At 34.8% G+C, this 26390-nt stretch carries 25 protein-coding genes; 17 read left to right on the top strand and 8 right to left on the bottom strand.

The window, feature by feature from the left end:
* Window positions 1-162: 162 nt before the first annotated feature.
* A complete protein-coding gene (locus DRF58_RS14805; RefSeq protein ID WP_116036546.1) occupies window positions 163-615 on the bottom strand; it encodes a PA2169 family four-helix-bundle protein in 453 nt (150 codons plus the stop codon).
* 82 nt (window positions 616-697) lie between these two features.
* Here DRF58_RS14805 and DRF58_RS18810 point away from each other — a divergent pair, with 82 nt between their 5' ends.
* The 9 genes from DRF58_RS18810 (at window position 698) to DRF58_RS14760 (ending at window position 9857) form a co-directional block, all read left to right on the top strand.
* Window positions 698-958 carry an SRPBCC family protein gene (locus tag DRF58_RS18810; protein WP_245955491.1) on the top strand — a complete coding sequence of 87 codons (261 nt, stop codon included), beginning with the start codon at window positions 698-700 and terminating at the stop codon, window positions 956-958.
* A gap of 378 nt (window positions 959-1336) precedes the next feature.
* Complete coding sequence (locus tag DRF58_RS14795; RefSeq protein ID WP_123902422.1) at window positions 1337-1567, top strand: hypothetical protein; 231 nt, start codon at window positions 1337-1339, stop codon at window positions 1565-1567.
* 155 nt (window positions 1568-1722) lie between these two features.
* Window positions 1723-3192, top strand: a complete 1470-nt coding sequence (locus DRF58_RS14790) for a hybrid sensor histidine kinase/response regulator (RefSeq protein WP_116036543.1) — start codon at window positions 1723-1725, stop codon at window positions 3190-3192.
* A 4-nt stretch (window positions 3193-3196) separates the two neighbouring features.
* The gene (locus DRF58_RS14785; protein ID WP_116036542.1) at window positions 3197-6805 is read left to right on the top strand and encodes a response regulator; all 3609 of its coding nucleotides are present in this window, start codon (window positions 3197-3199) and stop codon (window positions 6803-6805) included.
* A 10-nt stretch (window positions 6806-6815) separates the two neighbouring features.
* Window positions 6816-7181, top strand: coding sequence for a response regulator (locus DRF58_RS14780; RefSeq protein ID WP_116036540.1), 366 nt, complete (start codon window positions 6816-6818; stop codon window positions 7179-7181).
* Entirely contained in the window at window positions 7181-8011 is an 831-nt protein-coding gene (locus tag DRF58_RS14775; RefSeq protein ID WP_116036538.1) for a CheR family methyltransferase, read from the top strand. The genes DRF58_RS14780 and DRF58_RS14775 overlap by 1 nt, the downstream gene beginning before the upstream one ends.
* A gap of 1 nt (window position 8012) precedes the next feature.
* Window positions 8013-8585: a chemotaxis protein CheB gene (locus tag DRF58_RS14770; RefSeq protein WP_116036536.1), complete on the top strand. Its 573-nt coding sequence runs from the start codon at window positions 8013-8015 to the stop codon at window positions 8583-8585.
* A 24-nt stretch (window positions 8586-8609) separates the two neighbouring features.
* Entirely contained in the window at window positions 8610-8975 is a 366-nt protein-coding gene (locus DRF58_RS14765) for a response regulator (protein ID WP_116036535.1), read from the top strand.
* 285 nt (window positions 8976-9260) lie between these two features.
* Complete coding sequence (locus DRF58_RS14760; RefSeq protein ID WP_116036533.1) at window positions 9261-9857, top strand: Crp/Fnr family transcriptional regulator; 597 nt, start codon at window positions 9261-9263, stop codon at window positions 9855-9857.
* 10 nt (window positions 9858-9867) lie between these two features.
* On the opposite strand, the gene DRF58_RS14755 is transcribed toward DRF58_RS14760, so the two are convergent.
* Window positions 9868-10464: a Crp/Fnr family transcriptional regulator gene (locus DRF58_RS14755; RefSeq protein ID WP_116036532.1), complete on the bottom strand. Its 597-nt coding sequence runs from the start codon at window positions 10462-10464 to the stop codon at window positions 9868-9870.
* A gap of 180 nt (window positions 10465-10644) precedes the next feature.
* Here DRF58_RS14755 and DRF58_RS14750 point away from each other — a divergent pair, with 180 nt between their 5' ends.
* Both DRF58_RS14750 and DRF58_RS14745 read left to right on the top strand, forming a co-directional pair.
* Window positions 10645-11007, top strand: a complete 363-nt coding sequence (locus DRF58_RS14750) for a response regulator (RefSeq protein ID WP_116036530.1) — start codon at window positions 10645-10647, stop codon at window positions 11005-11007.
* Between the two features lie 65 nt (window positions 11008-11072).
* A complete protein-coding gene (locus tag DRF58_RS14745) occupies window positions 11073-11333 on the top strand; it encodes a SemiSWEET transporter (RefSeq protein WP_116036528.1) in 261 nt (86 codons plus the stop codon).
* On the opposite strand, the gene pdeM is transcribed toward DRF58_RS14745, so the two are convergent.
* Complete coding sequence (gene pdeM / locus DRF58_RS14740) at window positions 11330-11974, bottom strand: ligase-associated DNA damage response endonuclease PdeM (RefSeq protein ID WP_116036527.1); 645 nt, start codon at window positions 11972-11974, stop codon at window positions 11330-11332. The genes DRF58_RS14745 and pdeM overlap by 4 nt on opposite strands.
* Before the next feature lie 4 nt (window positions 11975-11978).
* Window positions 11979-14426 carry a ligase-associated DNA damage response DEXH box helicase gene (locus DRF58_RS14735; RefSeq protein ID WP_116036525.1) on the bottom strand — a complete coding sequence of 816 codons (2448 nt, stop codon included), beginning with the start codon at window positions 14424-14426 and terminating at the stop codon, window positions 11979-11981.
* A 183-nt stretch (window positions 14427-14609) separates the two neighbouring features.
* Here DRF58_RS14735 and DRF58_RS14730 point away from each other — a divergent pair, with 183 nt between their 5' ends.
* Genes DRF58_RS14730 through DRF58_RS14720 form a run of 3 tightly spaced genes read left to right on the top strand, consistent with a single transcriptional unit; the run spans window position 14610 to window position 17737 of the window.
* Complete coding sequence (locus tag DRF58_RS14730; protein ID WP_076549609.1) at window positions 14610-15167, top strand: hypothetical protein; 558 nt, start codon at window positions 14610-14612, stop codon at window positions 15165-15167.
* A 17-nt stretch (window positions 15168-15184) separates the two neighbouring features.
* On the top strand, window positions 15185-16543 hold the full coding sequence (locus DRF58_RS14725; RefSeq protein ID WP_116036524.1) for a Dyp-type peroxidase: 1359 nt from the start codon (window positions 15185-15187) through the stop codon (window positions 16541-16543).
* Between the two features lie 60 nt (window positions 16544-16603).
* A complete protein-coding gene (locus tag DRF58_RS14720; protein WP_116036522.1) occupies window positions 16604-17737 on the top strand; it encodes a catalase family protein in 1134 nt (377 codons plus the stop codon).
* Between the two features lie 246 nt (window positions 17738-17983).
* Here DRF58_RS14720 and DRF58_RS14710 read toward each other — a convergent pair whose 3' ends face one another.
* The 4 genes from DRF58_RS14710 to DRF58_RS14695 all read right to left on the bottom strand — a co-directional run bounded on the left by DRF58_RS14710 (window position 17984) and on the right by DRF58_RS14695 (window position 22342).
* Complete coding sequence (locus DRF58_RS14710) at window positions 17984-19564, bottom strand: ATP-dependent DNA ligase (RefSeq protein ID WP_116036519.1); 1581 nt, start codon at window positions 19562-19564, stop codon at window positions 17984-17986.
* A 254-nt stretch (window positions 19565-19818) separates the two neighbouring features.
* Entirely contained in the window at window positions 19819-20835 is a 1017-nt protein-coding gene (locus DRF58_RS14705; RefSeq protein WP_116036518.1) for a ligase-associated DNA damage response exonuclease, read from the bottom strand.
* A 111-nt stretch (window positions 20836-20946) separates the two neighbouring features.
* Window positions 20947-21453: a pyridoxamine 5'-phosphate oxidase family protein gene (locus tag DRF58_RS14700; RefSeq protein ID WP_116036548.1), complete on the bottom strand. Its 507-nt coding sequence runs from the start codon at window positions 21451-21453 to the stop codon at window positions 20947-20949.
* A 25-nt stretch (window positions 21454-21478) separates the two neighbouring features.
* Complete coding sequence (locus tag DRF58_RS14695) at window positions 21479-22342, bottom strand: SDR family oxidoreductase (protein WP_116036516.1); 864 nt, start codon at window positions 22340-22342, stop codon at window positions 21479-21481.
* Window positions 22343-22453: 111 nt separating this feature from the next.
* On the opposite strand from DRF58_RS14695, the gene ku reads away from it, so the two are divergent.
* The 3 genes from ku (at window position 22454) to ligD (ending at window position 25789) form a co-directional block, all read left to right on the top strand.
* A complete protein-coding gene (gene ku / locus DRF58_RS14690) occupies window positions 22454-23233 on the top strand; it encodes a non-homologous end joining protein Ku (RefSeq protein ID WP_116036514.1) in 780 nt (259 codons plus the stop codon).
* 16 nt (window positions 23234-23249) lie between these two features.
* Entirely contained in the window at window positions 23250-23861 is a 612-nt protein-coding gene (locus tag DRF58_RS14685; RefSeq protein WP_116036513.1) for a DNA polymerase ligase N-terminal domain-containing protein, read from the top strand.
* 65 nt (window positions 23862-23926) lie between these two features.
* Window positions 23927-25789: a DNA ligase D gene (ligD, locus tag DRF58_RS14680; protein WP_116036511.1), complete on the top strand. Its 1863-nt coding sequence runs from the start codon at window positions 23927-23929 to the stop codon at window positions 25787-25789.
* Window positions 25790-26390: the final 601 nt, after the last annotated feature.

Raw genomic sequence — 26390 nt, 5'->3', positions numbered from 1 at the left:
AATTGATTATATTAAAGTGGGAATATATGGACGAAATGAAATACCCAATACGAAGAATAAAGGTATATGGACTTTAGTCAGAAATTTTATAGTGACTTTAGGTGGTTTCTTAAGGTTAACGAAAATACAATGGAAGACACTTGCTGATGGAATGCTTGATTTTTAATCAATTTCAGCATTCAAATCATCAAGTTTTTTATAAGAAGCTTTCAGATGGTGTAAATGATCCAAGATTATACTTGCAATTTCGGGACTTAGATTTCCACCGTCTAATGCTTTTTGATAAGCTGAAATGGCAGCTTCTTCACCCGTAATAACATCATTAAGACCTCCGTCGCTAGATATTGCCGTAAGATTATTTTTAAACTCTATCCAACTCTGATGTATCGAACCTAATACAGTAGAATGATCTTCAGGCTTTCCTCCTAGATTATGAATTAAATTGATTAATTCATTTTTCATTTCATAAGACTGCCTGAGCTTTTCATCATATGTTTCTTTCAAGCTTGAGCGTATTTGCCATACACTTTCTTCAATTGCCAAGTAACCTCCGATTCTATCATTTGTAATGTGAAGAAGATCATTTAAAGTATTGATATCTTTCGAATTATCCATAGGTAAATTTTAGTTTTTAAAATCAATTACTATGCCTATCAAATGGTATGTTTGTTGGAATGGCTTATCTAAATAGAGTATAATGGTTTACGAACTTTTGAGGGAACAGTTTTTAGAATGTAGTTTGGATGAAGCATGGGAGTTTTTCTCCTCACCATATAATCTTCCACGTATTGCTCCTTCCGAAATGGATTTCAAAATAGTATCAAATCTTCAAACGGATAAGATTTATGAAGGTTTGAAAATAGATTATACGGTTCGTCCTCTATTTCATATCAAGCTTAATTGGAAAAGTGAGATCGAGGATATCAATTCCGACACAGCTTTATTGATTATCAATTGAAAGGACCTTATAAGTTCTGGAGTCACTATCACGAGTTTATACCTTCTGATAATGGCGTGTTGATGCGAGATATTTTGAAATATGAAATACCATTTGGGATTTTTGGCGATTTTATTAATTGGCTTCTTGTCAAAAAAACACTTAATTATATTTTTGAGTACAGAAGAAATGTAATTGATCGATTATTTAATAATTAATATGAAAAATATTATCAATAAGGATTTATAATTAAAAAACAACCCTTCTGAATAGGCATTACATCATTGTACGATTTGCTGAAAATTCAATATATAATCATTGTCAAATATTTTTATTGATTATTTATTTCAATTGGTAAAGAAATTGTATAGTGTTTTTCCAAATTTCAAAACTATAATTATGGATATAGAAATCTCCTATTTTGATTTTAAAAATTTGTCGCCTCAAGACCAGTGTCAATTGGTTACTACAAAAGGACAGATAATCAATGAAAGTTCAAAAAACGATTTGCGTTTTGTTATTTATACACTGGGATCTTTTTTAGTTGAAATCACCTATATTCAGCAGAATAATAGACTGGCAAGTTTTAATGTTTATCAAAATACTTATGCATCTTCGCACACTGGATAATGTCAATTGCTTATTGTTTTAATAATGAACAAATTATGAACTTACAGATGACACAATATCTATAAGTCATTAAAAAAATTGTGTTCTAATAAAAAAATCTCATTATTTTTGAAATTAATGAAAACAAGAAATTACCCACCTACAATATTTATCTTATGATTTTAATAGTTGATGATAATAAAAACAATATTTATTCTTTAAAAAAGCTATTAGAATCTCAAGATTTTAAAATTGATACAGCAGAATCTGGCGAAGAAGCATTGGCAAAAGCCCTGAAAAATCATTATTCCCTGATTATTCTGGATGTTCAGATGCCGGGAATGGATGGCTTTGAAGTCGCGGAGACCTTCGCGGGATACAGCAAAACCAAGGATATTCCTATCATTTTCCTTTCTGCGGTCAATACGGATAAGCAATTCATAGAGAAAGGTTACGCTTCGGGAGGGATCGATTATGTCACCAAACCTATCGATCCGGAGATTTTGATGCTGAAAGTAAAAACCTTTTATAATCTTCAGGAAAGCAATCTTGCACTCAAAAAAAACCATCAGAATCTTGAATTGGAGGTTAAAGGAAGGAGAGAATCTCAGGTGGTGATGAAATCGGAAATCGATCATTTTCATCTGATGCTGGAAGCTTTGCCCCAAATTGCTTTTACGCTGGACAAAGATGGACAGGTAAATTTTGTGAATGCAAAATGGTACGATTACTCTGGTTCTAAATCTATTTTTCCAGAAACTCATCCAGATGATAAAGATATTTTGAAAGAATTCGAAAGGTCTCAAAAAAAACATAAACCTCTTGAACTTGAGATCAGAATCAAACATTTGGAATCAGGTGGTTTTAGATATCATTTGCTTAGAATGACTCCTGTTTTCGAGAATGAAACTATTAAAAACTGGGTAGGAACTTTTACCGATATTGATGACCAAAAGAAAGTAGAAAAAGAGAAAGATGAGTTTTTAAGCATTGCAAGCCACGAGTTGAAAACGCCTTTGACAAGTATCAAAGCTTATGTTCAGCTGATGGATCGTAAACTGAAATTTGATGCTCAAAGTCCTGAAAAGGGTTATGTGGACAAAGTCTTGAATCAGATTGAAAAACTCAATAGTCTGATCACAGATCTTCTTGATGTTTCCAAAATCGAAAATGGTAAACTGAAAATCAATAAGAAACCGACCAATCTGGAATCGGTTATTCAGAATTCAATCGATACGATTCTACAAACGCAAGATAGCAACAAAATTAATATTGAACGTCACGGTCCAAAACCCGATATCTTGGTTCCTCTGGATGAGATGCGGATTGATCAGGTTTTAATCAATTTTTTAAGTAACGCGATTAAATATTCTCCCGACAATCATCAGATTTTTGTCTCCACTTTTATTGATGAAGAGAATGTGAGAGTTAGCGTAACAGATTTCGGAATCGGAATTCCGGAGTATAAACAGGAATCTGTTTTTCAAAAATTTTATCGTGTAGAAGAGTCTTCGGTTCAATTTCAGGGTCTTGGGATTGGATTATTTATATGTTCGGAGATTATAGAACTGCACGACGGAACTATCGGTGTTTCTAGCGAAGTCAATGAAGGGTCTACCTTCTATTTTACATTACCACTAAATTAATCGTATGCAAAAAAAAATTATACGTAATCTGCAGTTCAGCGTTGGTTTGTCTTTTTTCATATTACTTGCCAGTTCTTTAGCTTCATATTGGAGTATTCAGAATCAGATGAACAATCGCGAAAAATCTGCTCAAAGCCGACATGCTATAACTACGGTTAAAGATGTTTTAATTACTCTTTTGGATGCAGAAACTGGTAATAGAGGTTATCAGCTCACTGGAAAAGACTCTTTTTTGGAACCCTACAACAGCAGTGTTTCCGAATTTGAAAAAGCAATCCATAAGCTACAAGATGTAGAAACCACAGACAATATACAGCTTAAAAGGATCGAAAGTTTACAGCAAAATGCTACCAAAAGCATGCAAAATATGAGGAAATGTGTAAGCGATAGACGTAACGGACTATTGATGACACAGGAACAAATCTCCATCAACAAAATTTCTATGGATAGATGTAGAGATATTGTTGCAGATTTTGTAAAGCACGAAGAAAACGAATTATTAATCAGGAACAAATCACTTAACAATTCATCTACAACTACAGTTTTGTTCATTGTCTTTTCTGCTCTTGCAGCGCTTGTTGTAACAATTTTTTTCTACCTGAAATTAAAAAGAGATCTTATAAGAAGAGATAAACTCGAGAAAGATTTGCAAGCTAAAGACTTAGAAATCTCTAAAAGAGTCAAAATTATTAAAGAAGTAGCAGGAAAAGTGGCAAGCGGCGATTATGATGTAAAAATCTCCGATAGAGGAAATGATGAACTAGGCGATATTGTAGAATCTCTAAATAACATGACGCTGTCTTTAAAAACATCTTTTGACCAAATCAATGAAAGCGAATGGAGACAAACAGGTTTAGTTCTACTTAATGAATCTCTTGTTGGTAACAAAACCGTAAAAGAAGTTGCAGATAATGCGCTTAATCATTTCATCTCGTATGCAGATTGTGTGAACGGTGCGGTTTATATCTTTGAAGATGAAAAACTGAAATTATATAGTGCTTTTGGTTTAGAAGACCATATGAAAAAAAGCTTCTTACCAGGCGAAGGAATGGTTGGGCAAGCATTTTTACAAGAAAAAATTACTGTTTTTAATAACCTAGATGACAAAGATTTTGTAACAAGTTTTGCAAGCAGCAAAATTAAGATTAATGGTATTATTTTGATTCCAATTGTGTTGGATAGACATATTTTTGGTGTGATGGAGCTGAGTGCAACACACAATTTTGACGATGCTAAAGCTGATTATTTTAATGAAGGCGCGAGAAACATTGCAATTGCGTTGAGCGCATCAAGAGCAAGAGAAAAAGAACAAAGATTATTAGAGGAAACCCAAGCTCAGTCGGAAGAATTGCAAGTGCAGCATTCCGAATTAGAAAACCTCAATACAGAATTAGAAGCTCAAACCCAAAAACTTCAGGCCTCGGAAGAAGAGCTGAGAGTACAACAAGAAGAGCTTCTACAAACCAATACAGAGTTAGAAGAACGTTCCAAGGCATTAGAGGAAAAAAATAATCTAATTGCCGAACGAAATGTTGAAATTCAGAAGAAAGCCGAAGAACTTGCCCTGAGCACACAATACAAATCTGAGTTCTTGGCCAATATGTCGCACGAGTTGAGAACGCCTCTCAATTCCATCTTATTATTGTCTCGTTTGATGGTAGAAAATCCGGATGAGAACCTGAACGAAGATCAGATAGAATCTGCAAAAGTCATCCAAAGTTCTGGAACAAGTTTATTGACATTAATTGATGAAATATTGGACCTTGCGAAAATAGAATCCGGAAAAATGAATCTGGTGTACGAGCAGATTTCATTGCAAGATGTGGTAACGGATATTAAGAATCTTTTTATGCCAATTGCTAATGAAAAAGGTGTCCAATTCAATATTAATCTTGCTGATTCCTTAGATAAAAAGTTGAATACAGATCGTCTAAGATTGGATCAAGTGTTAAGAAATCTACTTTCCAACGCTTTCAAATTTACTAAGCAAGGCTCTATCAATTTAAACATTTCCGAATATCCTAAAAATCATGATTTCCTTATTTTCTCGGTAAAAGATACAGGAATGGGGATTCCGGAAGACAAGCAAAAACTGATATTCGAAGCATTTCAACAAGCAGACGGTTCTACCCAAAGAAAATTTGGCGGAACAGGTTTGGGACTTTCAATAAGTCGTGAAATTGCGAAACTCCTCGGAGGTAAAATCACCTTGGAAAGTGAATTTGGAAAAGGTAGTGAGTTCAGTTTAATTATTCCAAAAGAACCATCGGCTGCGCCAGATGTTATTTCCAATGAACAAAGTTTGGTAGATGTTATTTCGCAAGATGTAGAAGAAATTAAAACAATCATAAAAGCAGATAATGAAAACTTAAATTCTATAAATCATTTAGATATTCCTGATGATATTGATGACGATCGTGATCAAATCACAGAAGGTGATAAAGTGATTTTGATTGTAGAAGACGATACCAATTTTGCAAAAGCACTTCTGAAATATGCACACGTCCACGGTTATAAAGCAGTTGTAGTCGTTCGAGGAGATTATGCGCTTTCTGCTGCGTTGCAATATAAACCTCTGGCAATTTTGCTGGACATACAATTGCCTGTAAAAGATGGATGGCAGGTGATGACGGATCTTAAAACCAACAACCAAACCAAATCTATTCCTGTTCATATGATGTCTTCTCTACAAGCCAAAAAAGAAAGTTTGATGAGAGGCGCTATTGATTTTATTAATAAACCAGTAGCATTGGAGGAGATGAACAATGTATTCCAAAAGATTGAAGAAGCACTGAAACGCTCGCCACAAAAGGTTTTGATAGTCGAAGAAAATGCTCAACACGCCAAAGCTTTATCCTACTTCTTGGGCAATTACAATATCTCGTTGTCTGTGGAGAATACGGTAGAAGACAGTGTAAAAGCCTTCCAAAATGAAAACGTCCACTGCGTAATTGTAGATGTGGGATCGGCAAGAGGAAGCAGCTATCAGATTGTTGAAAGCATAAAAAGTTACGCAGGTTTGGAGAACCTTCCTGTCATTATTTTTACGGAGCGAAATCTAAATCAATCCGAAGAATTCAGAATCAAGCAATATGCAGATTCTATTGTTGTAAAAACAGCCCATTCTTACCAAAGGATCTTGGACGAGATAAGTTTGTTTCTACATTTGGTACAGGAGAATAAACAAGCGACCGAGTCGGGAAAAGTTAAAAATCTTGGAAATCTAACGGAAACTTTAAGCGGAAAAAAAATATTGATTACCGATGACGATGTTAGAAATATCTTCTCCTTATCAAAAGCTTTGGAAAAGTATAAAGTTGAAGTTATCCTGGCGATGGATGGTAAACAAGCGCTCGATAAAATAAAGGAAAATCCAGACATTGATGTAATTTTGATGGATATGATGATGCCGGAGATGGACGGTTATGATACCATTAGAGAAATCAGAAAAATGCAAAATTTCAAAGAATTGCCAATCATTGCAGTTACAGCAAAATCGATGATAGGAGATCGAGACAAGTGTATCCAGGCTGGTGCTTCGGATTATATCACCAAACCTGTTGATATAGATCAGTTACTGTCTCTTCTACGCGTTTGGTTGTACAAAAACTAATAACCACAATATGGAAAAAAAAATATTGATTGTTGATGACGATCCCAGGAATATTTTTGCACTTAAATTAACGCTAAAGGCAAAAAAATTCAATATAGAAACGGCCCTCGGTGCACAAGAAGCTATTGATAAATTGGAAAAAGATGATCATATCAACATTGTTTTGATGGATATGATGATGCCAGATATTGATGGATATCAAGCTATTGGGATGATTAGGGGAATTAATAAACTCAATCACATCCCCATCATTGCGGTTACTGCACAAGCAATGGAGGAGGATTATCAAAAATGTATAGATGCTGGCGCAACAGATTATATCAAAAAACCGATCAATGTGGATCAATTATTGAACGTTATAGAAAAAGTTTCCTGATGCTAGATCCAAGTATTGTTAAAGATGAAGAGTTAGAGTATCTTATAAAAGATATTTACGATTTATATGGTTACGATTTCTCTATGTACAGCAAAGCTTCTTTTAAAAGAAGGATCAACAGGATTTGTGTTATCGACAAATTTGCCAGTTTTGCAGAACTTAGATACACAATTATTAACGATCAAGATTACCTCAAACGCTTTGTAGAAGAGATCACCGTCAACGTTACCGAGATGTTCCGCGACCCCGATTTTTTTCTAAGCCTTAGAGAAAAGGTCCTTCCACAATTAGGAACCTATCCGCTTATCCGTATTTGGCTTGCCGGATGCTCCACAGGAGAAGAAGCATATTCTGTAGCCATATTGCTAAAAGAAGCAGGTTTATATGATAAAAGTTTGATCTATGCTACAGATATCAATCCCTCTGTTTTGGAAACAGCACGGGCAGGGGTTTTCCCTCTCCAACAGATGAAATTATACTCCGAGAATTACCACCTTTCCGGTGGTAAGGAGGATTTTTCAAAATATTATATTGCCAATTATGATGTAGCCAAATTTGATAGATCCTTGCAGAAAAAGATGATTATCTCTACTCATAATTTGGTTTCGGATAGTTCTTTCAATAGCTTTCAGTTGATTATTTGTAGAAACGTTTTGATCTATTTTGACAAAGAACTTCAGGAACGCGTTTTCAAACTTTTCGACAATAGTTTGGAAAACCTAGGATATCTTGCACTTGGTTCCAGAGAGACTTTGCGCTTTTCGGACTTGGGAAAAGATTATCAACAAGTAGATAATCAGCGCATTTGGAAAAAAACAGAGCAGTTGTGATATGGAACAATCGGATGTTAAGATAGAATTAGTGATTATTGGTGGATCAGCAGGTAGCCTGCCGGTAATCCTAACTATGTTGAAAAATCTGGACGAATCTATAAAATTTGCAATCGTCATCGTCATCCATCGCAAAGCTTCTGCACTCAACATTTTACCAACTTTGCTAGAACAAGTTTCTCATATCCCGGTTACGGAAATAGAAGATAAAACAGAGATTGAAAGTAACAATATCTATCTTGCTCCAGCAGATTTCCATGTTTTGTTCGATGACAAAAAAATAATGTCCTTAGACAGATCGGAAAAGCTGAATTTCTCTCGGCCTTCCGTCGATATTTCGTTTGGTTCAGCTGGGGAAGTTTTTAGGGAGAATCTATTAGCTATTCTATTATCTGGAGCCAATTCTGATGGTGTCGAAGGGATGAAATTGATAAAAAAAATGAACGGAAAAATTTGGATCCAAGATCCGGATACGGCAGAAGTGAGCTACATGCCAATGATGGCGGCGCAGAAAGTCAATTTTGATCAATTGATTACGCCAGAAAATCTTCCCACAAAATTAAATAAATTATAAAAAACAAATACAACTAAATATATTATGAGCAAGAAAAAAGTCCTAATATTTGATGATGAAACTTCGATTTTAGAAGTTATTTTTATCGTCTTAAATGATCTTGGATATGAAGTTGAAGTTTCCGAAACCGCGGATGATATTATCAAGAAAGTAACAGATTTTCAGCCAGATGTAATTATTATGGACAATTGGATCCCCGTAATTGGTGGAGTAGAAGCTACAAAACTTTTGAAAGCGACTCCTGAGTACAAAAACATTCCGGTAATTTATATCAGTGCCAATAATGATATTGCTTCTCTTGCCAACGAGGCAATGGCAGATGATTACGTTCCAAAACCTTTTGACCTGCAAGATCTTGAAGAAAAGGTTTTGAAATGGATTAATAATTAACTTCTTAAAATTAAAATCCAAGCGGTCTTCTACGTTAAAGTTTGCGTGGTTATTAAAATATTTTTATCATATTTTTTTCCTATTACTTAGAATAACTATTATGACCCAAGTCATAAAGTTCTAGATAAGTTCTCTTTAATTTTGGTGGGACTAAAGAGAAACTATGCTAAACTTATATTCAAAAACATTTCTACATCTATTCAAATCATTATTAACGTTCGGTTTACTCAATTAATTGGTATAACTGATTTTGTTATTTAAAAATTTAGAAATAGGGTAGTGGATATGGTTATTGAAGAAAGTATTATCAAATCATTTGGAGGAAAATTAAAGGAGTATAATGCATCAGAATCTATATTTTCTGAAAAAAGCAATGCTAATTATTATTATCAGATTGTAGAGGGAGAAGTAAAACTAAACAACTACAATGAAGATGGAAAAGAAACAATCCAAACCATTCTGAAAAAAGGGCAGAGTATAGGAGAATCTTTATTATTTCTGGATAAAGCTTATCCCGTGAACGCAATTGCAATCACTGCTTGTAAAGTTCTACGATTGCCAAAATCTAAGTTCTTCCAAATTCTTACGAAATTTCCTGAAAATCAATTCAAAATCATCAATAGTTTGTCAGACTCTATGTACTTCAAGTACGCAATGGGACAGATTTTTTCTACTAAAAACCCGGCTACAAAGCTTCGGGTTTTGATGGATTATCTAAAAAGTTCGGAAAAGGATCTAAGTGCTTTTTCTTTTCAGGTTCCGCTTACAAGACAACAGATGGCAAGTCTTACCGGATTGCGTGTGGAGACAACCATCAGAGCTCTTAAAATGATGGAAAAAGAGAATATTGTAAAAATCCAAAATCGTAAAATTTTCTACTAAAAAACTTTTCTTAATAATAAATTTTTCCTTTAATAATTTTCACAACTCCTTCTTTTTCAAAGGTTTTAATATGTCTAATGACCGTTTCAACTCGCAGACCTGTCATTGCCGCTAATTGTTGTCTTGTCAAAGGCATTTGAAATGAATATTGATTTTTGTCTGCGCTAAAACTTTTGTGATAATCCAAAACACCTTTTATCCTCACATTGGCGTATAAAGAAGAATTATTTTCCAACATTATATATTTCTGATACAATCTTTCTGCAAGAAAATTATTAATGTCTTTAGCTACTTTTGGATGATCATCCAGCATTTTAAGAAATTTTTGTTTTGATAATCTCAATACAGTTGCATCTTCAAAAACCACAGCATTGACAGGGAAAGTGTGATCTATAAAAAGGAGCATCTCGCAAACACTCATTCCTTCATTCAAAATAGCGAATATCAATTCTCTGCCTTCTTCGTTGTAATGATTGAGTTTTATATTGCCCGAGACAATTTGATAATAATTTTTAGGTGTTTCAAATTCACTGAAAATAACATCTTTTTTTCTATAAGTTTCAATAGTTGCGCCATAATTAATCAGAAGCTCTTCCGGAATTATCATAGTTTTAAAGTTTCAATAGTTTAATTATTTTTTTACATAGTAATTTTTGTGCCGAAATTGAAATTGGAAAATCTTTCAATTGTGATTCAAATCATAAAAGCGAGAGAAGGTATTTCTTTAGATTTGACGCTAGCAGTTAAGGCATTTTCTTATCTCTTAAATGTTATTAAATCAAATTAAATGAGTAAGAAGAAAATTTTAATCTTTGATGATGATACTTCTATTTTGGAAGTTGTATCTATTATCTTTGAAGATAACGGTTACGAAGTCCAAATTGCTGAAACAGCGGATGATATCATTTCAAAGGTTAATCTCTTTTTACCAGATCTCATTATTATGGATATTTATATTCCTGTAATTGGAGGAGTAGAAGCTACTAGATTATTAAAGGATCACGAAGTCCATCATAAAATTCCAGTGTTATTCATCACTGCAAAAAATGATGTGGCTTTTTTATCTTCAAAGTCATCAGCTGTTGATTACCTGTCCAAACCTTTTGATCTTGATGAACTGGAAAGAAAGGTGGAAAGATGGATATCCTGATATTAAAAACTATAGATGGCTTTTTAACATAAATTTTCTGTACATTTATTTGAAATCTCATTGAAATGGATGAAAACATAATTGGATTAATTGCCGGAGGCTTGACATCAATCGCCATGATGCCACAACTCATCAAAGTTATCAAAGAAAAAAATGCAGAAGATATTTCTGTAATAATGCTTTTGATTCTGATTTCTGGATTATCTCTTTGGGTTTGTTATGGATTTTTGAAAGACGAGTTACCAATTATTTTATCAAATGGTTTTTCAGTTTTAGTTAATCTGACTTTATTAATTTGCTGTTTTATCTTTAAAAAGAAATGCTAAATATCATAAATTTCCGAATTCGTAAAAATGTAGTACCTTCCTTTTTTAGGGAGATTTTTCGTGTCTAAACCTGTAAACTCGCTGAAAGCAGGAAGTAATAACTGATTTTCCGAAACAACAAAACAAGGCAGTTTTATTTTCTTAACAACAGAATTAATTACAAATCCGGGATGAATATGTCCATTGATCTGAAACTTAGATTCCGTTTTGTCAAAATCGTGTGTGAAGATTAAATCATTCAGTTCATATTTTTCAGCTTTAAAATCCAAACACAATTTTTGTTCTAATTTTTTTGAAATCTTGTCGTGATTTCCTTCAATCAAATAAAATTTTAAATCAGAAAATTGTTCTTTCCAAAGACAAAATTCCGAAACTTCCGAATTATCTCCGGCGTGAAGCAAATCTCCAACAACAATAAATTTTTCAGGCTTAAAATATTCAATCAGAATTGATAATCTTTCCAAATCATTTTTCATAATTTGATTCGCCAAAGCAATTCCATTTTTGCGGAAATGAGCTGTTTTTCCGATATGTAAATCCGATAAAATTAAAGCTTTCTCTTTTTTCCAAAACAATGCTCGTTGATTAGTCAAAGTAAAAATTTCGTTTTGGATATTGATATTTTTAGTTACTATTTTCATATAATTACTTCAATTTCTTCGCCTGCTGAATCAACTTTTGAATTCTCGCATCCAAATCTTCACTCGTCAAAGTCTGCCTCAAACTGTCAACTTTTATCGGGAAACTCAGTGGAGTAAAAGCATTGGCAAATTTTAAAATAATTTTTGATTTGTCGATTCGCTTAAAAGCTTCTACCAATCTTTGTTCCTGTAACTGCATATTAAAAACTTCTGTATAAGCCTGTCTCACCAAAAAATGATTCGGATCGTGATCTTCCAGGACTTTAAAAATCAAACCAGCCGAACTTTGAAGCGATTTATTGGAACGTTGTTGTCCTGGAAAATTCTGCACCACCATTCCGGAAATCACAGCAATATCTCTAAATTTTCTTCTCGCCATTTCCGCTGCATTAATGCTCGAAATCACATCGGTCATTAGATTTTCTCTCGTTAAGATTTTATCTAAATTTTCTTCATTTAAAGGAATTTCTTTATCACTAAACAATTCAAAACCATAATCATTCATCGCCATCGAAAACGAAATCGGAGCTAGTTTTGAAATTCTGAAAGCAATCAATGCAGCCATAACTTCGTGAACCAGACGACCTTCAAACGGATACATAAATAAATGATAACCTTCACGGTTTTTAATCATTTCCACCAAAAATTCATCATCTTTCGGAATATGCGAACGCTCTTCCTGGTTCATCAAAAGTGGATGCAAAAATTTCAGTTCTTTCTCAGAAGTTTTCGGATTTAAAGCAATCGACAGTTTTTCACGCAAAAACTGACCAAGATTAGAACTCAACGGCAATCTTCCGCCCAAATAACTCGGAGCCTGCGCTTTTCCTTTTGAAGCCCGAACGAAAACCGTCATATCCTTTATCATAGCGACTTCCAGAACTCTTCCTGCTAAAATAAATTTCTCTTCTTTTTTTAATCTTGAGATAAAATATTCCTCGACCATTCCGATATATCCGCCGGAAATAAATTTCACTTTAAGCATCGCATCGCTCACAATCGCACCCATATTCATCCGGTGGAGCATCGCTATTCTTCGGGAATTCACTTTGTGCAAACCGTCTTCCATTACCACGACTTTATGGTATTCTTCATAACTTTTCAGCGCGCTTCCGCCAATCGTCAGAAATTCAATGATTGATTTCCATTCTGCATCCGTAATTTCCTGAAAAGTATAGACTTGCTTGATTCTTTGATAAGTTTCTTCGGGATAAAATCCGTCGCCAATCGCCAAAGTCATCAGAAACTGAACCAAAACATCAAAACATAAAACCTGCGGCTCACGAGGTTCAATGACATTCTGCTTTACGGCTTCTTTTAAGGCGGAAACTTCAATCAGTTCTAAGGAATGCGTAGGAACACAATAGATTTTTGAAGTTTCGAAAGGGGAGTGACCACTTCGTCCCGCACGCTGCAAAAACCTCGCAACGCCTTTTGCGGAACCGATTTGAATCACAGTGTCAACGGGTTTAAAGTCAATTCCTAAGTCTAAAGATGATGTTGAAACAACCGCTTTCAGTTTGCCTGAACTTAGATTTTCTTCAATCCAGTTTCTCAATTCCGCATCAATCGAACTGTGATGAATAGCAATTTGTCCGGCAAAATCAGGGTAAACATTCAGCAAAAGCTGATACCACATTTCGCTCTGACTTCTCGTATTGGTAAAAACAATCGTCGATTTTGATTCTAAAATTATCGGAACTACTTTATCCGCCAGTTTTTGCCCGAGATGACCTGCCCACGGCAAAATTTCAACTTCATCAGGAAAAACAGGGAGAATTTCAATTTTCTTATGTTCTTTAGCGGTAACTTTTGTCTTTTTAATTGGATATGGAATTAAAACCTCCATCGCTTCATCGAGATTGCCAATTGTTGCCGTGATTCCCCAAATTTTAAGTTTCGGAACATATTTTCTGAGCTGAGAAATTCCCAATTCTACCAAAACACCACGTTTTGAACCTAACAATTCGTGCCATTCATCTACAACAATCGTCTGCAGATTTTTAAAAAACCGTTGATGATTTTTCTGTCCTAGTAATAACTGTAAACTTTCGGGCGTTGCGACCAGAATTTCCGGCATATTTTTGACCTGCTGTTGCCGAACCTTCGGATCGGTGTCTCCATTCCTCACGCCAACTGCCCAATCGAGTCCAATCTCATCAATCGCTTCCTGCATTGCTTTGGCGATATCTTTGGAAAGCGAACGAAGTGGCGTAATCCAAATCATTTTCAGTCCGATTTTGTATTTTTCTGGATGATTTAGAAAATCTGATATTAAAGCTAAAAAAACCGAAAACGTTTTCCCAAAACCGGTTGGAGCAACCACCATTCCGCTGTAACCGCTCCCGAATTTCTGCCAAGTCTGAACCTGAAATTTAAAAGGCGAAATCGATTTTTCCATCATCCAGTTTTGAATGATTTTGAAGCCGTTGGTATTTTCGAAATTGCTCAAATTATATTTTTACATATTTAATATAAAAATAGGACCAACTAAGAACTGAGCAATGTTAATTTAATTGAATTTTTTATTTCTATGCAATGAATAGTTTTAATAAAAATTTTAATTAAAAAATTAAATGATGGTTTAGTTTTTGATTTTTTTAAGTAAATAATTATTAAAATAAATCTTTTTGTTATGAGTTTCATCGACAATGTAAAATTAACAGCAGAGCTTATTAAAGCAAATTTTTCAGAAGGTATTGATGATGGATATGATCATTCCACAACTTCTGCAGGTAGAAAAGGATTACGATCAGGTCGGGTTTCTGAACTGACTGCAATGGCAGATTTGAAGCCCGGCGGCGCTGATAATCTTCGAAAAATTATGGAGATTGCAAATGGTAATTTGAAAGGTGCTACAAAAGTTGGAACCTTACACGATTTACGAATTGTTCTTTTTGATAATGATACTAAGATTTTGTTCTGTACAGCTTATGATGGGGATTGGGATGCTTATATCGATGATTTTGCAACCAAAATTCCCCAATTGATGGATATTATTTTTGGAAATGTGGAAGGTTGGCCTGGAATTAAAGATCCAACAGTTAAAGATTTTATTCTTAGCAAACAGATTACTGCGACAGGTTGGTATGTGGGAGTACCACATCTTACTGTAAACGACATTAGACGTAACGATAAGATTATTACTGGCTTAAATAAAGCCATTGACGATTCTAATAAAATTGAAAAATAATTTTTAATAAATAAATTATGGCATTTGATTTTATAAAAAGAATTTTCAATCCGGACAAAGTTAATATAGAGTTGAAGGAAATTCAATCTTTAATTTTGAGAAGTAGGCCAATTCCTTATTTTGGAACAGTGGCATTATTAGAAATCACGGATAAAGAAAGTGCGAAGAAGATGTTGAAAGATTTGATTCCATTAATTGATTCTGCAGAGGAATGGAACAAAAACGAAGGAGCATCTGTATTTCTAACTTTTACCTATAAAGGTTTAGAAAAAATTGGTGTACCAAAAGAAAGTTTAGATTCTTTTCCGGAATCTTTTAAAGAAGGAATGGCTAAAAGATCGTCTTATCTTTATGATATTGGCGTGAATGATCCCAAAAATTGGCAGAAAGAATTTAAAAATCCTAACATTCATATTGCTGCTGCAGTGATCTCCAATAATGAAGCCGATTGGAAAAGCAAATTGGAAGAATTTCGTACGAAAATTTCGGAAAACAATGGAGTTGAAGTTTTGGTGAGTGAAGATTTTGGTGCTACAGAAGAGGTGAAAAATGTTTTCGGTTTTCGCGATGGAATCAGTAATCCCGAAGTTGAAGGTAGTGGGATTGATGTACCTCAAGGTTTTGACCGCCCGATTGCAGCTGGCGAATTTATATTAGGTTATCCAGGAGAAGGTGATATTACAAAACCTTTTCCTCAGCCGGACATTTTAGGGAAGAATGGGTCTTTTATGATTTTTAGAAAATATCAAAGCCAGGTTGCAGAGTTTAACCAGTTCATTAAGGATAATAGTTCTTCTCCAGAAGAAGGCGAACTTTTGGCTGCGAAAATGGTAGGCAGATGGAGAAGCGGAGCTCCACTAGTTTTATCGCCAGAAAAAGATGATAAAGAGCTTGGAGAAAATCCTGAAAAAAATAATAATTTTTCATTTAAGAACGATGAGTTTGGAAAAAAATGTCCTTTCAGTTCTCACATCCGCAGGATGAATCCGCGAGATTCCAAAACTTTTGTCTTGGAAGATGAAAGGCTTCACCGCATTATACGTCGCAGCGTAACTTTTGGCGATATTGTTCCGCCGGAAGTGACAAAAAATGACGGTAAAGAACGCGGTCAATATTTTATGGGAATTAGCGCGAATGCAATGGGGACTTTGGAATTTTTGCAAAAACAATGGATTAATGATGGCAATTCACAAAATCTGGGTAGTGAAAAAGATCCTATGGTTGGTTTGCAAGATCAAAATAGTTTGTTCAGTATGCCTGCAGACCCGCTAATAAAAAGATACCGAGGTTTACAAACTTATAATATCGTGAAAGGTGGTGAATATTGCTTTATCCCAAGTCTTTCAGCTCTCAAATGGATCAGTGAATTAAATTAATACTTATAAAAATTTAACTATTTTTTTTTTTAAAAATCACTAACAAAAAAATCTAATTGCATGGAATACGTTAAATATGATTATAAATTGGAAGAAATTCCTGAAAATTTCGAAGAGTATATCAATAAAATTAATAAGGATATTGTAGATTATATTCGAAACACGCCGCAACTAAGCCGCGCTCATAATTATACAAGAGATGCGCACGCCAATGGCTATGCAGCATTAAAGGCAGAGGTGGAAATTCTGCCTAATTTGCCTGAAGAATTGGCTCAAGGTATTTATAAAAATGCAGGAAAACACGAAGCGGTGGTTCGTTTTTCAAACGGATCCTCTCGTGTGTTGCCTGATAAACTAAGTGGAAATGCGCAAGGTTTTGCACTTAAAATTTTTGGAATTGAAGGCGAAAAAGTTGCTCCTGGTGAAGAGTCATCACCAAATGTGGATTTCAACCTAATCAATAATCCGGTATTTTTTTGCAATACTGCGGAACATTATGTTTTCATCTCCAAACTGTTTCTTAAAATCACCGATTTTTTTGAAAAAGGTGCATTAGGAAAATTGGAATTTGCTTCAATCTGGGTTACAGAAAATAAAAAAGCTTTCCCAAATTTCGAAGCATTAAAAGAATTAGCCGCACTAAAAACTTTTGAAAAAATCCCATCAATTAACAGTTTTTTATACGAGTATTACAGTATGGGCGCAGTTCGTCACGGAGATTATATGGCAAAAGTAAGAATTGAACCTACTCACGAAACAAAAAACTTAATTATTGATAAGGATATTGATATTAACAGCGAAGATTGGCCTTACAGAAAAGGTATTATTAAAGAGATCGCAAAAAACGATCTTACATTTAATCTACAAATTCAATTATGTAACGATTTGAAAAAAATGCCAATTAATGATCTTACAGAAGAATGGTCTCAAGAACTATCGCCATTTCGCACGGTAGCTAAAATCAAAATATTTAAACAAGAAGTTCCTGAAGATGGTAATTTTAATGTGATGGACAATCTTTCGTTTACGCCGTTTAGAACTCTAGAAGAAAATCGTCCCATAGGTAATTTGCAAAGTACGAGAAGATCGGCCTATGTAACCTCTTCAACGACCCGTCACGAATTAAATAACAAAAAAAGAAAAGAGCCAAACAATTTGCAGGAGGCATTTGATGAGAAATTTTATCAGAAATAGTTTTTATATTTACGAAAATCTATATCATAATTTGGCACAAAAAAACAATTATTTAACAAACTTAGCTCAGAGAAAAAATCTAATGCTTTCCTCATTTTGGAAATTGAATGCTCTGAGCGAAGTTTTTAATTCGATTGTAAGGACAAATTTATTTTGAATGGATGTCTAAAGGAATATTTCTCGTATTTTCAATAATAGTTGATTCAAACTAGTGTAGAATTGTCTATTTAATAACCTTGATATAGTTTACTGTATCAATTTCTTAATCTCTTCCAAATCATCAATTTCATCCACTTTTTTATCTTTTCGCCAGCGTACAATTCTTGGGAAACGCAAAGCTACACCGCTTTTGTGGCGGTTGCTGAAACCAATTCCTTCGAAGGCAATTTCAAAAACCAATTCGGGTTTTACGGTTCGGACGGGACCAAATTTTTCAATCGCATTTTTGTTGACAAACTTGCTGACTTCCATTATTTCTTTGTCCGTTAAACCGGAATACGCCTTGGCAATCGTGACTAATTTATCTTCATTTTTCACTGCAAAAGTGTAATCTGTGTAGTATGCGCTTCGTCTTCCGCTTCCTTTCTGAGCGTAGATGAGAACGGCGTCAATCGTGAGCGGATCGATTTTCCATTTCCACCAATCGCCTTTTTTTCGCCCGGAATGATAGTGTGAGTTTTTCTGTTTCAGCATCAAACCTTCACTGTTGATTTCTCTGGAATTTTCTCTGATTGTATTTAAATCTTCCCAGTTTTCAAATTCAATAAGTTCGGAAAGCTTAATATTTTCGGGGGTTTCATTTAATAATAATTCTTCCAACATTGCCCGTCTTGAAGAGATTGGTTTTTCACGCAAATCATTTCCTTCTAATTCTAATAAATCATAAGCAAAAACCTGAATCGGGATTTCTGAAAGCATTTTTTTGGTTAAAGTTTTTCTGTTGAGGCGTTTCTGTAGTTCATTAAAATTCAAAACCTGATTGTCTTTTACCGCCAAAATTTCTCCATCCAGAACAAAATTTCCTTTCATCTTCTGAACGACTTCTTTGATTTCTGGAAACTGTTCGGTAATCAGTTCTTCACCTCTTGACCAGATAAAAACTTCATCATTCCTACGGATAATTTGTCCACGAATTCCGTCCCATTTATATTCGATTTGCCATTCATCGGGTTTTCCCAAATCTTCCAAATCTTTTTCCAAAGGATAAGCCAGACAAAACGGATATGGTTTTGAATTGTCGGGATTGATATTTTCTGCCGAAATCAACTCTTTGAAAGACGTATTTTCGGGTTGCCATTTTCCCATCAAACTATGTGTTAAAGCACTCGATTCTTGATTGGAAAATTTCGTTAAAGCATTAATTAAAGTTTTATCTGAGACTCCAATTCTGAAACTTCCGCCTAATAATTTATTGAAAATCAAACGTTCCGTGTAATCCAAACCGTTCCAGGAATTTAAGACAAAATCCTTTTTTTCTGAGTCTGATTTATCTTTTAAACCGATAATTTCATTCATCCATTCCGATAAAGAACGTTCGATTTTTTCTGTTGGTGGAGGAAGAATTAATGACAATGTTTCTCCCAAGTCGCCGACCGAAGAATAGCTTTCTTGAAACAACCAAAAAGGCAATTGTGTAATTTCCAACGTCCATTCTTTCATATAATTGGTGTTTACATTTCGCTTCGGTCTTTTGCCCGTAAACAGGGCGATGAACCACACTTTATCTTCATCAGGCGCACGTTCCAAATAATCGATAATGGCATCGATTTTAGCGTTGGTTTTATTGGTGCTTTCGAGGGCGTTGATGAGTTCTGCGAAATGTTTCATTTCTTAATTTTTAATATTATGGGCAGCAATTTCCGCCTTCCGTTCCCAATCTTTTTTTGCAAGACGTTTTCAGATTAAATTGAAATCTTAGTTCAGCAAAAAAAGGATTTCCACTAAAGTCGGGCTGCGAGAGATTCGATGTTTTTTTATTCTGTCATTAACAGGTCGCTCCTACGGAGCTCCGCTTTGTTATTGTTTTTTTTAATTCTATTAACAGGACGTTCCTACGGAACTTTTCAAAAGTCATCAAAATCTTAATCTTTTATTATTTCCTTTTCTTTTTCCTCTTCGTCATCGTCGCCATACAATGTTTCAACAACATCAGACTTAATCCCGATTTCGTTTAAATATTTAGAAAAAACTTCGGTTTGTCCGTGTGTGACGTGAACGATTTCTGCTTCAGTTGCTTTTATGGCTTGTAAAAGACCTTTCCAATCGGCGTGATCGCTCATTGGAAAACCTGCATCGGCACTTCGCCATCGTCTTGCACCACGAACCTGCATCCAGCCTGAACAAATTGCCGTTGCAGGATTGGGAATTTTTTTAATCACATTGGAGTCCAATAAAGCAGGCGGAACGATGACAATTTCATCCTGCAAATGTTTTACAGATTCACGAAAATCAGGAATTTCGTAGTCGGGAAGTGTGATTCCGACGTTTTCAAAAGCTTCATTCAGTTTTCCGATTGAGTAATGAACGTGGATTTTTCCCAAGCCTTCGACCGCTTTCATAATTCGTTGTGCTTTACCCAAAGAATAACCGATGAATACAGAAGTTTTCTGATTTTCTTTATTTCTTAAAACCCAATTTTGCATTTTTTGATTCAAATCGTTCACTTCAAGCCAGTTGTAAATCGGAAGTCCGAAAGTGCTTTCTGTAACGAATTCATTGCATTTCACAAGCTCGAAAGGCGTACTCAACCCATCATCCTGAACTTTATAATCTCCCGAAACGACGCTCACATAACCTTTATATTCCAAACGAATCTGCGCCGAACCAATAATGTGACCTGCAGGATGAAGCGAAACTTTTACACCATTGATATTAATGATTTCGCCATATTCCATACTTTGACATTCGATATCCTCACTGATTCTTTTGTGTAAAATCGGTTTTGTGAAATGATGACAAAGGTATTTTTTCATGCCCCAACGGGCGTGATCGGCGTGCCCATGCGTAATAACCGCCAAATCAACCGGTCGCCACGGATCGATGTAGAATTTTCCCTGCGGACAATAAATGCCTCTGTTTGTGAATGTGATGAGTTTCAAGGGTAATAAAATTGATGTTTTTGAGACTATTCAAAAAACTGACCAATTTATTTTAAACGAAAATCTCCAGCAAAATGTTGCCAGAGATTTTATATGATTTAAATTTTTAATTTAAACTGTTGCGGTTCCTTCAACGCCGTCAGAATTATCAGTTTCGGTACCAGTGATTGCGGCTGCAGCAAAACTTAAAAGACTGACTAATTTTCCGGCTTTTGTGTCCCAATAATAAGTTTCCCTTGGTTCCACTCGGATGATGGAAACATTGGGGTCGTCTTTTCCGTCGAACCAAGCATTCGCCATCGGTGACCATTTGTCCTCAATTGTTGCTTTATCTTTATAGATATGTGCATTTCCATAAACCGACAGATACTCCGAGTCGCTATTGTTCATAAAATACAACTGAACGCGGTTGTCTTCCTTGATTTCAAAATTTTTATTGCTGGTTTCGCTGCTGATAAACCAAAGATTTCCGCTTTCATCGGTTTCCTGCAAAGACATTGGTCTTGAGTTAACAGGTAAACGATCCAATTCTGTACAAAACATACAAATTCTTGCTTTTTCTGACAGTTCTTTAATTTTTTTGATCGCTTCTTGATTGTTAAGATTTTGTGTTGACATAATATTTTGATTTTTGATGTAATAATTATCCATTAACAATTTCCCCGCCATTTGGATGAAGAACTTGTCCAGAAATATAAATTGAGTCTTCTGAGGCCAGAAAAAGAAAGCTAGGAGCCACTTCATTTGGCATTCCGGCACGTTTCATTGGAGAGTCGCTTCCGAATTCTGAATTTTTTTTCGGTTTGAATGAAGAGGAAATCAAAGGTGTCCATATAGGGCCGGGAGCTACAGCATTCACCCGAATTCCTTTTTCGACAAGATTGGCCGAAAGACTTCTGGTAAAAGAAACGATAGCGCCTTTCGTAGCAGAATAATCAATGAGTTTCGGACTACCTCTGTAGGCTGTTACAGACGATGTGTTGATAATACTCGCACCTTTTTTCAGGTAAGGCATTGCATATTTTGTAATCCAGAAATAGGAGAAAAAGTTATTTTGAAAAGTTTTTGATAACTGCTTTGTAGATATATCTTCTATGGATTCAGCTTCCCAATGTAATCCGGCATTATTGACAATAATATCGATTTTTTTATGGTTGTTTATGGCTGTTTCGATAACCTTCTTACAGTGGTTTTCTTTTCCCAGATCTCCTTTGATTAAAGTGCATTTCCTAGAATAGCTCTCGACTTCTTTCTGCGTCTGTTTGGCATCTTTTGTTTCACTGAGATAAGCAATTACAATATCAGCGCCTTCTTTGGCGAAAAGTAAAGCTGTCGCTTTTCCAATTCCGCTGTCACCGCCTGTGATCAGAGCTACTTTGTTTTTCAATTTTCCTTCTTTCGGATATTTAATAGGATCTGTCTCAGGGATGGGATTCATATTTTTTTCCAATCCCGGGCGCTGTTGTTTTTGCTGGGGTCTTATCTTTTTTTTAGTTTGTTTTTCCATTTTACTTTTTCGTAACAGGTACAAATAATGTGCTAACAGAAAATGATGGAATATTTATTGCACAATTGAAGATGGGTTAATTAATTTCTTATTTAATTTAAAATCATCATTATGCGAGCAATTTGGAACGGCGCAATAGGATTCGGACTGGTTAATATTCCTATCAAATTATATTCGGCAACGGAATCAAGCACTCTTGATTTGGATATGCTTGACAGTAAAGATCTAAGTAACATCAGATTCAAACGTGTCAACGAAAAAACAGGAAAAGAAGTAGTTTGGGAAAATATTGTAAAAGGTTATAAAATCGAAGATAAATACATCGTTCTGAATGATGAAGATTTTGAAGCGGCAAGTCCGGAGAAATCTAAAGTTCTAAGTATCTCTCAATTTGTAAAAGAAGCTGAAATTGATCCTGCACTCTTTGAAACACCCTATTTTTTAGAACCACAAAAGAATGGAGAAGGCGCTTATAAATTATTACTTAAGGCCTTAACCAAAACTAAAATGGCAGGCATTGGTTCGTTTGTGTTAAGAGAACGGGAGATTCTCTGTCTTATTCGTCCTTATGAAGATAAAATATTAATGGTCAATAGAATGCGATATCCTGAAGAAATGAGAAGTTACGAAGACCTCAAAATTCCTGAAGGAAGTACTCCAAAACCTGCTGAATTGAAAATGGCAGAACAGTTGATTAAATCTTTGGCAACGACTTTTGAACCTACAAAATATAAAGATACTTACAACGCAGATCTTTTGAAAATAATCAAACAAAAAGCAAAAGGTAAAAAAATAAAACCAGCTGCCGTCAAAGAACCCGAAGGTAAAGCAACAGACCTGATGGCAATGCTTAAGGCCAGTCTGGAAAAAGGTAAGAAGAAAGCAGGATAATTTTAAAAAATTAAAAATGGCTTTAGAAGATTATAATAAAAAACGAAATTTCACAGAAACCTCTGAGCCGGAAGGTAAAGAAAAAGCGAGTGGGAAGAAACTGAAATTTGTTATTCAAAGGCACGCTGCATCAAGACTTCACTATGACTTTCGTCTTGAGATGGAAGGTGTTCTAAAAAGTTGGGCAGTTCCAAAAGGTCCGTCATTGAATCCTACTGACAAACGATTGGCAATGATGGTTGAAGATCATCCATATTCCTACAGGACATTTGAAGGCTCGATTCCAAAAGGAAATTATGGTGCCGGTGAAGTCGAGATCTGGGATGAGGGAACGTATGAGCCCATCGAAAAAGTAAAGGGTAAGACTGACGATCTGGTTATGAGAGCGGAACTTCATAAACAATCCTTGAAATTCATTCTTCACGGTAAAAAACTAAAGGGAGAATTTGCATTGGTTAAAATCAAAAATTCTAAAGACGAAAATGCCTGGCTGCTTATCAAACATAAAGATCAATTTGCTGTTAGTGAAGATTACGATGCCGAAGAACATACTTTAAAAACATCCAAAGTAACCGCTTATCTCGAAGAGAAAGAGAGTAAAAAAAAAATACTTCCACCGAAAGTCTGAAGCATTATAAAAACTATACACCTGCACTTTCTGGTGAAAAAAAACTGTCAGAATTTATCAAACCTATGCTCTGCAAAGTCTCTGATAAAGCATTTGATGACAAAGATTGGGCATTCGAGATCAAATGGGATGGTTATCGTGCCATTGCAGATCTGAGCAAAGATGAACTCCGATTATATTCTCGAAACGGTATCGATTTTTCTCAGAAATTCAAAAAAATAACCCATTCCCTTAATTTACAGGAACATCCAATGATTCTTGACGGTGAGATTGTCGCTTATGATGATAAAGGAAAGCCTAATTTCCAGTGGCTTCAAAGGATTGGTGATAATCCGAATCTTGCATTGACTTTTCAGGTTTTCGATCTGTTATGGCTGAATGGTCATTCGACAGAAAATTTATCTTATCTACAGAGAAAGGAATTGTTAAAAGATGCCTTGATAGAAAATGAGATTATCAAGTACAGTGACCATATTTTAGAAAAAGGCAAAGATTTTTTTCAAGCAGCAAAAGATATGGGTTTAGAAGGAATTGTAGCTAAAAAAACAGACAGCCTGTACAAAGAAAATCTCCGTAGCTCCGAATGGCTGAAAATCAAAATCCACAAGAGTGATGAAGCGGTCATCTGCGGTTTTACAGAACCCAAAGGCTCAAGGAAAAAGTTTGGTGCATTGATTTTAGGGAAATATCTCAATGGTGAAATGGTTTTCTGCGGTCATACCGGAGGCGGTTTTAATGATAAATCACTTTCTGATATCTACGATAAAATGCAGCCTCTAATTACGAAAAATTCAGTGTTTAAAATCACACCAAAAACAAATACCAAAGCCACTTGGATAAAACCCGAACTGGTTGCTGAAATAAAATTTTCAGAACTCACAGAAGACAATATTTACAGACATCCTATTTTTTTGAGGCTTCGGGATGACATCGATTCTAAAGATGTAAAATTCAATTCTGAAAATTCATCTAAAAACGAGAATATGAAAAAGACTGAACCTAAAAAAAGAACTGGAAAAGATGATGTATTAAAGAAAATTGGAAAGCAGGAACTGAAACTGACCAACCAAAACAAAATCTACTTTCCGGAAGACGATATTACAAAAGGTGATGTAATTGATTTCTACCAAAGTATTTCAAAGTATATTCTGCCACATCTTAAAGACAGACCACAGTCGATGAATCGATATCCGAATGGTATAAAAGGGTTGAGTTTCTTTCAAAAAGATGCTGCGGAAGAGACACCGGAATGGATAGAGACACAAAAAGTTTTTTCAGAAAGCTCGGATAAGTATATCAATTATATCATTTGCAACGATAAAGAAACTTTGGCCTATCTCAATAACCTCGGCTGTATAGAACTGAATATATGGACCAGCAAAATTAAAAAAGCAGATAATCCGGATTATCTCGTTCTTGATCTTGATCCGTCAGAAAAAAATTCTTTTGAGGATGTAATAGAAACAGCTCAGGCAGTAAAAGAAGTTTTGGATCTTGCGGGAGTTGACGGTTATCCTAAAACTTCGGGCAGTTCAGGGATCCACGTTTACATTCCAATGAATGCGAAATACTCATATGATCAAGTTAAAGATTTTGGACATCTTCTGATGCAGATGGTTCAGAAAAAATTACCGGATTTAACTACTTTGGAAAGAAGCCTGCAAAAAAGAGATAAGAATAAGATTTATCTTGATTATCTTCAGAATAGGAGAGGACAGACTCTGGCGAGTGTCTACAGTCTCAGACCGAAAAATGGTGCACCGGTTTCTATGCCTTTAGAATGGGAAGAAGTTAAAAATGGACTTAAACCTACTGATTTTAATATTTATAATGTTTTGGAAAGATTAAAAAACAAAGGCGATATTTTTAAACCTGTTTTAGATAAAGGGATTGATATGTTGAAAGTTATCAAAAAGTTAGAACAATAATTTTTCAATTGAATTACTAAATTTAAATATTAAGTGGTAATATTTTACTAGAGGGATTCCGTTTGGCAGAAGATTTGATTATTCAGAGGAAATTTAAAACTGTTAGTTAAATTTTATCAATCTATTAAGATTAAATTATACACTACGGGAGAGGTTTTAAACTTTTCCCTTTTTTATGACCAAATCAATTTATTATACTGTGAACTTACTATTAAGGTTACTAAAAGAGATGCTTGTGCATCTCTTTTTTGATTGGAGTTTTAATAATTGCTGATCTGAGATTTAATTTTATTAAAGAGAAGAATGGCATATATACTTTTACTAACTTTAAAATAAAGTTTCAGTAAAAATACATCAAAGATTAATAACAGGCAAAACGGTTGTAAATAAAGGCTTTACAGCCATTTTGTGATTTTTTGGTAATGAGGTAAAAAGCAGGAAAAAGCGAGGTTTGGCAAAAGTAAGGTTACTAAAACGTTACTTTTAAATATTAGAAACAATCGTTTTAAAATACTGTATTTCAGCTTTCTGCATAGTTTTTCATATTGTTCCGTAGCTCACATAGGTTTAATTTTATCATTAAGAATTGTGAGTATGGAAA

Source organism: Epilithonimonas hispanica (genome assembly GCF_003385395.1).
Taxonomy (GTDB): domain Bacteria; phylum Bacteroidota; class Bacteroidia; order Flavobacteriales; family Weeksellaceae; genus Epilithonimonas; species Epilithonimonas hispanica.
Note: the sequence above shows the minus strand (reverse complement) of the source record. Positions and strands in the feature narration are given on the sequence as shown.

Excerpts from the sequence above, each read along its gene's own strand:
- DRF58_RS14805 (WP_116036546.1), bottom strand. The coding sequence starts at position 615 with ATGGATAATTCGAAAGATATCAATACTTTAAATGATCTTCTTCACATT.
- DRF58_RS18810 (WP_245955491.1), top strand. The coding sequence starts at position 698 with ATGGTTTACGAACTTTTGAGGGAACAGTTTTTAGAATGTAGTTTGGAT.
- DRF58_RS14795 (WP_123902422.1), top strand. The coding sequence starts at position 1,337 with ATGGATATAGAAATCTCCTATTTTGATTTTAAAAATTTGTCGCCTCAA.
- DRF58_RS14790 (WP_116036543.1), top strand. The coding sequence starts at position 1,723 with ATGATTTTAATAGTTGATGATAATAAAAACAATATTTATTCTTTAAAA.
- DRF58_RS14785 (WP_116036542.1), top strand. The coding sequence starts at position 3,197 with ATGCAAAAAAAAATTATACGTAATCTGCAGTTCAGCGTTGGTTTGTCT.
- DRF58_RS14780 (WP_116036540.1), top strand. The coding sequence starts at position 6,816 with ATGGAAAAAAAAATATTGATTGTTGATGACGATCCCAGGAATATTTTT.
- DRF58_RS14775 (WP_116036538.1), top strand. The coding sequence starts at position 7,181 with ATGCTAGATCCAAGTATTGTTAAAGATGAAGAGTTAGAGTATCTTATA.
- DRF58_RS14770 (WP_116036536.1), top strand. The coding sequence starts at position 8,013 with ATGGAACAATCGGATGTTAAGATAGAATTAGTGATTATTGGTGGATCA.
- DRF58_RS14765 (WP_116036535.1), top strand. The coding sequence starts at position 8,610 with ATGAGCAAGAAAAAAGTCCTAATATTTGATGATGAAACTTCGATTTTA.
- DRF58_RS14760 (WP_116036533.1), top strand. The coding sequence starts at position 9,261 with ATGGTTATTGAAGAAAGTATTATCAAATCATTTGGAGGAAAATTAAAG.
- DRF58_RS14755 (WP_116036532.1), bottom strand. The coding sequence starts at position 10,464 with ATGATAATTCCGGAAGAGCTTCTGATTAATTATGGCGCAACTATTGAA.
- DRF58_RS14750 (WP_116036530.1), top strand. The coding sequence starts at position 10,645 with ATGAGTAAGAAGAAAATTTTAATCTTTGATGATGATACTTCTATTTTG.
- DRF58_RS14745 (WP_116036528.1), top strand. The coding sequence starts at position 11,073 with ATGGATGAAAACATAATTGGATTAATTGCCGGAGGCTTGACATCAATC.
- pdeM (WP_116036527.1), bottom strand. The coding sequence starts at position 11,974 with ATGAAAATAGTAACTAAAAATATCAATATCCAAAACGAAATTTTTACT.
- DRF58_RS14730 (WP_076549609.1), top strand. The coding sequence starts at position 14,610 with ATGAGTTTCATCGACAATGTAAAATTAACAGCAGAGCTTATTAAAGCA.
- DRF58_RS14725 (WP_116036524.1), top strand. The coding sequence starts at position 15,185 with ATGGCATTTGATTTTATAAAAAGAATTTTCAATCCGGACAAAGTTAAT.
- DRF58_RS14720 (WP_116036522.1), top strand. The coding sequence starts at position 16,604 with ATGGAATACGTTAAATATGATTATAAATTGGAAGAAATTCCTGAAAAT.
- DRF58_RS14710 (WP_116036519.1), bottom strand. The coding sequence starts at position 19,564 with ATGAAACATTTCGCAGAACTCATCAACGCCCTCGAAAGCACCAATAAA.
- DRF58_RS14700 (WP_116036548.1), bottom strand. The coding sequence starts at position 21,453 with ATGTCAACACAAAATCTTAACAATCAAGAAGCGATCAAAAAAATTAAA.
- DRF58_RS14695 (WP_116036516.1), bottom strand. The coding sequence starts at position 22,342 with ATGGAAAAACAAACTAAAAAAAAGATAAGACCCCAGCAAAAACAACAG.
- ku (WP_116036514.1), top strand. The coding sequence starts at position 22,454 with ATGCGAGCAATTTGGAACGGCGCAATAGGATTCGGACTGGTTAATATT.
- DRF58_RS14685 (WP_116036513.1), top strand. The coding sequence starts at position 23,250 with ATGGCTTTAGAAGATTATAATAAAAAACGAAATTTCACAGAAACCTCT.
- ligD (WP_116036511.1), top strand. The coding sequence starts at position 23,927 with ATGCTCTGCAAAGTCTCTGATAAAGCATTTGATGACAAAGATTGGGCA.